At 67.8% G+C, this 4,846-nt stretch carries 3 protein-coding genes and 1 pseudogene; all 4 read right to left on the bottom strand.

Annotation, left to right across the window (positions count from 1 at the left end):
* Window positions 1–22: 22 nt before the first annotated feature.
* The 4 genes and pseudogenes from SY1_RS10035 to SY1_RS10020 all read right to left on the bottom strand — a co-directional run bounded on the left by SY1_RS10035 (window position 23) and on the right by SY1_RS10020 (window position 4,481).
* A complete protein-coding gene (locus tag SY1_RS10035; RefSeq protein ID WP_015556956.1) occupies window positions 23–415 on the bottom strand; it encodes a hypothetical protein in 393 nt (130 codons plus the stop codon).
* A pseudogene (locus tag SY1_RS10030) lies at window positions 412–1,520 on the bottom strand (LptF/LptG family permease). The gene SY1_RS10035 and the pseudogene SY1_RS10030 overlap by 4 nt, the downstream one beginning before the upstream one ends.
* On the bottom strand, window positions 1,517–2,635 hold the full coding sequence (locus SY1_RS10025) for a diguanylate cyclase domain-containing protein (protein ID WP_015556954.1): 1,119 nt from the start codon (window positions 2,633–2,635) through the stop codon (window positions 1,517–1,519). Before SY1_RS10025 ends, SY1_RS10030 begins: the two are co-directional and overlap by 4 nt.
* Window positions 2,636–2,936: 301 nt before the next feature.
* Window positions 2,937–4,481 carry a DUF4139 domain-containing protein gene (locus tag SY1_RS10020; RefSeq protein ID WP_015556953.1) on the bottom strand — a complete coding sequence of 515 codons (1,545 nt, stop codon included), beginning with the start codon at window positions 4,479–4,481 and terminating at the stop codon, window positions 2,937–2,939.
* Window positions 4,482–4,846: the final 365 nt, after the last annotated feature.

Raw genomic sequence — 4,846 nt, 5'->3', positions numbered from 1 at the left:
CCAGGTACTCCGGCAGGATCTGCTAGTAGGGGATCACGGAGAAGCCCTCGCGCTCCAGCGCGCGGACGACGGCCCCCAGGAGCGAGTGGTCGTCCATCAGGCTGCCGGCCAGCACGGACCGGCTCAGCCGGTCGAACAGCAGCGGCAGAAAGTAGATGACGCGCTTGGGGATCCAGCCGGCCATGATGACCCGCCCCGCCCCGAAGCGCCGCATCTCCCGGACGCCGCGCCCCAGGCTGGGCCAGCGGAGGCGCACCAGCCTCCGGGCGAAGGGGGCCAGGGCCTCCAGGTCGTCCCGCACCGCCAGCACCAGTGGGGCCTCCCCTGCCTCCGCCAGCTTCCGCGCGATGGCCTCCGGCAGGGCTCCCTCCCCGGCGATCAGGGCAATGGGCGCGCCCGCGATGGGGTCCGTCATCGCCGGTCAACCCTCCAGGCGAAGAACAGCGCAACGGCCAGGAAGAGCAGGTTCGGTCCCCAGCCCGCCAGCGAGGGCCAGATGGCCCCGGCCTCTCCCAGGGCACGGCACATGGACATGACGACGTAGTAGGCGAACACGATGACGACGCTGATGCCGAAGCCGACTCCCGACCCCCGCCGGCCCTGGCGCGACGCGCCGAACCCCGCCCCAACACCGCCATGATGACGCAGGCCCAGGGCACCCCCAGCTTGAGGTGGAACATCACCCACAGGCGGGAGAGGTCCGCCCCCACGGAGCTGGACTGCTGTATGTAGCGCCACAGCTCGTGGGCGCTCATGTCCACCGGCCGCTTCGTGCTCATCTGCAGCTGTTCGGGCGACAGGTTCAGGGCAAGCCTCTGGCGCTCGAAGCGCAGGAGGAGGGTGACCTCCCCGTCCCGGTCCACCTCGTAGACGCGCCCGTCCTCGATCCACCACTGCCCCTCCTGCCACAGGCCCCGCTCGGCGGTCAGCGTACGCGCCAGGCGGTCCCGGTCGAACTCATGCACCATGACGCCGCGCATCACGCCCTGCTTCGCGTCCAGCTGGTCCACGTACAGCACGCGGCGCAGCACGCCGTCCTCCTCCTCCCGCAGGAAGACCTTTTCCTGCACGGCGGAGGCCTGATTCTTCAGGATCTCGTACTTCATCAGACGGTCCGCCGCCTCGGTGGTGAAGGGGACCACGGTCTCGTTGAAGGCCAGCGCCAGGAGGGAGACGAGAAGGGACGCCTCGACGACGGGCCGCAACACGCGGGAGAAGGGGATTCCAAGGGACTTGAGCGCGATGAGCTCGCTGCCACTCCCCAGGGAGGACATGCCCAAAAGGGTGGCCAGAAGCGACGACATGGGCAGCGTCATGGCCACCACCTCGGGCAGGCGATAGAAGAAGAGTCGCGTCACCACCCCCAGGGAGACGCCCTGCTCGATGATGAGCCTCGCGGCCTGAAAGAGCAGGTCCCCCGCCACGAAGATCAGCGTGAAGATCAGGATGCCAAACAGGAACGGGCCGGCGACGGCCCCCAGGATGAGGCGGTCCAAAAGCCGCGGCCTGAAGGGGTTCATTGTGCGTTCAGCGTGTACTTTCTGGCCATGGACGCGATGAGGCCGTCCACCAGCGACCTCGCGTTCGGCACGTCGTCCGTGCTCTCAAAGGAGGCAGCGACGTGAAGCGCTGTGACCTCGGAAAGGGAGCGATGGTCCTGGTTCAGCGTCCCCAGGAGCCCCAGCATTTTCTTGACGACGGCCTCCGCCGAAGCGGCGGGGCATTCGGGAAGCATCAACATCAGTTCCCGATCCCCCGACGGGGCGGCGACATCCGAGGTGCGGAGGCTCTTTCGGATGAGGGCGCCGTAGGCGACGAAGGCCTCCCTGGAGTCGGGGTCCCGCTCCGCGGCGGCGGAGAACACGAGGCGGATCAGCAGCACGGTCAGCGGGTGTCCGTAGCGCCGCGTCCGATAGAGCTCCTCGTCCAGGCGCATCATGGCGTAGCGGAAGGTCTGCAGGCCCGTGACGGGGTCCGTCAGGGCCGTTGCGCCCGCTTCGGGGGCGGGAGCTGCCACACGTTCGTTGAGCTGAAAATAGTAGCGGTCGTCCTCCATGGGGCGCTGGATCACGTCCCACGTCCTTCCACCCAGCGTGGCGGTGGCGTCCCCCGGCGTCAGCAGCACGGCGACGCTCTGGCCCTTCACCGCCTCCAGGGGCAGCTGCGCGGCCTCCAGCATGCCGCTGCTGACGCTCTCGACGACGCCCTCTCCGTCCGTGACGACGAAGGGCACGGGCAGGCGGACCTCCGTCTCGTCCGTCCCCTTCGGCGCGGCAGGGCCGGGCCGCCTCCGACGATAGTGGTAGAGGTTCACCAGCGCGACGGCCCCGCACACGGCCATGATGACGCCCACCCACTGGAACATGCGCGCGCCGCGGCTCAGGGCCAGGGGACAGAGCAGGATCCCCTGAGCGACGAGCTGCAGCGGCAGGAGCCCGACACCGAAGCCATGGACGATGAAGAGCCCGTAGAGCGCCGAGAGGACGACGAACAGGAGGCCCGTCATCCCCCAAAACGACGGGTTCACGGGCTCCGCGCTCAACGGCGAGCCCATGGCGCCCGCCACGAAGACGGTGGCGACGGCGACTGCCGGGGGCAGCGTGAGCCATTGAAAGAGCGAGCCGTTTCGGTCCATGGCTCAGCGGCGCGGAAGGGACGAATACAGCCCGAGGACGCGGCCCATCGGCAGCCCGGACAGCTGGAACGGCGTTATGGCCTTCAAGGTTGCACGACCTCCTTATCGAAAAAAGCGCTGCCTCGCTCCGCAAAAGCTTTTGGACGCCCCTTTCGCGGTCCGACGGAGGCGTCCGTCAGCAATTTCTTTAGATTCAACGAGGGCCCGCAAGGCGATCGGCGCCTCGCGGACCGGTTTTCGTCACTCAAAATAACGTCAAGTTTATTATAGCCCAACGGAGCCCTTTTGGAGCGCTCCCTCCTCAGCGGTACAGCAGTTCCTCCCCCGACGGGTAGCTCAGGGCGTAGTCCACCACGATCTCCACGGTCTCGCCAGCCTTGACGGACAGCTCCCACGTCAGGCGGTTCTCCGGATCGCGCTCCGCAGGAGCCGGCTCGATGCGCTTCACCTCCAGCTTCACCTTGTCGTCCGTGGGGATGGGCAGGCGGTCCCGCACCGTGACCGTGCGGTCCTCGGCCATGCCGTTCGTCACCTTGATCCTGTAGCCGTTGGTGGACACGCCGCTGAACCAGGAGGAGCCGGTCTTGGCCACGAGCGGCTCCTTGCTGGCGGTGATGAGGGGCGCGTAGCCGAAGGGGAGCCGCATCTGCCCCACGCCGTACTCCGGAAGGGAGGTGACGCCCGCCGGCGCGCCGTCCACCATGAGGTCCGCGCGCCCTGGGATCAGAGAGGTCTCGGCGTTGTCCATGCTGGCGACAAGCCAGGCGCTCCCGCGCTGCTCCGGGATGAGGACCAGCAGGGGCTTTCCCGTGAGGTCGATGCGCCCCAGCGTGAAGGTGGAGGGCAGTCCCGCGCCGGAGAGCGTGCCCTGTCCCGTCACCGTGCGGTCGGAGAGGGTCGTCGTCATCGTCAGACGCCTGGGGGCCGGTCGGGCGGCCTCTGCGGAGGGGGCGGCTACAGCATAAGGCGCTATGGCCCCCGCATCACTCATCGACCTCCGGAACTTGCGGACGTCACCGTCCTGCTCTTTGGGCTTCAGCGCCACGCGCAGCGGCGCCAGCTCCGGCGCCCGGACGCCCTCGTCCTGTGCCTTCGTGTGGAACGTGACGACACCGCTGTAGTCCAGCCCCGTGCGCTGCTCGGCCAGGGCGAAGAGGTCCGTCTCGATGGCTCCCGTTGCGGTGGTCAGGTTCATGGTGTACCGGGGGGACCACTCGGCAGCCTCTGCAAAGGCCTCCAGCAGGAGGACCGCGTCGCCGTGCCCGTGCCCGGACACCAAAAGGAACGAACCCGCGCCGTCGGGGGTCCGAGCCTCCAGCTCCTCCCTCAGGACCTCGAGCTTCTCCGTCTCCAGGGCGAGCGCCGTGGTCAGCTCCGCCAGCTCCTTCTCCGCATCGAGCTTCAGGGTCTGGGCCTCCCGGACGTAGGCGATGAGGTCCCGCGCCTGGGTCCCGTCCTCGGGGGCGGGGTCGATGGCCTCCAGCAGACGGAGCGTCTGCTGGAACGCGCTCTTTCGGGCGTTGAGGCGCGCCACGGCCGCCGCCTGAGCCTCCACCTCCGCCTTCAGTCCCGCCAGGGCGGGAGGCGTCCAGTCGGCCCGTCGGCGGCTCACCACCTTGAAGTCCTCGGCGTCGAGGGGGTTCAAGAGGCGCACGGAGTCCTCCCGAAACGCGCCGGGCAACTCGATCTCAAAGTCCCCCTGCGACGCGACCTCCAGGACGAACTTCGCTCCGGACGGGTAGAGGTCCAGCGAGCGGACGGTGAAGTCCGCCGCCTGCGCCGCACACGCCCAGCCGAACGTCGTCAGGAGGGCCAGCGCCAGGACGCCAAACAGCGACAGTTTCATTGTTTCCTCTCCTTTCATAGATCGTGTTCCGGGCCAGGGCCCGGCTTCCGCCGCTATTGTAGCATGAAGAAGGGGAAGCCCCAACCGCAGGGGCAGCCCCCCTTGCAGGGGAGGCAATCCATATTAAACGCGAATTGGTATCAGGTATTTTTCTCCGTCATTCGGGCTGTCAGATCATGAACGAGGGCACGTGGGCTCAATGGGTTCCGGGACGGAAATGCAGGGCGCGGCAGACACGTATCCAGCGGGCCATCTCTCCGAGGTCGGGGACGCGCGCGGAGAGCACCAGGGCATCCTTCTACAAGCTACAAGCAGACGAGCGCCGTGTGCTTTTTCGCGTCGACGACGATGACCGCGGACGTCAT

The organism is Fretibacterium fastidiosum, from assembly GCF_000210715.1.
GTDB classification, from domain to species: domain Bacteria; phylum Synergistota; class Synergistia; order Synergistales; family Aminobacteriaceae; genus Fretibacterium; species Fretibacterium fastidiosum.
Note: the sequence above shows the minus strand (reverse complement) of the source record. Positions and strands in the feature narration are given on the sequence as shown.

Excerpts from the sequence above, each read along its gene's own strand:
- SY1_RS10025 (WP_015556954.1), bottom strand. The coding sequence starts at position 2,635 with ATGGACCGAAACGGCTCGCTCTTTCAATGGCTCACGCTGCCCCCGGCA.
- SY1_RS10020 (WP_015556953.1), bottom strand. The coding sequence starts at position 4,481 with ATGAAACTGTCGCTGTTTGGCGTCCTGGCGCTGGCCCTCCTGACGACG.
- SY1_RS10035 (WP_015556956.1), bottom strand. The coding sequence starts at position 415 with ATGACGGACCCCATCGCGGGCGCGCCCATTGCCCTGATCGCCGGGGAG.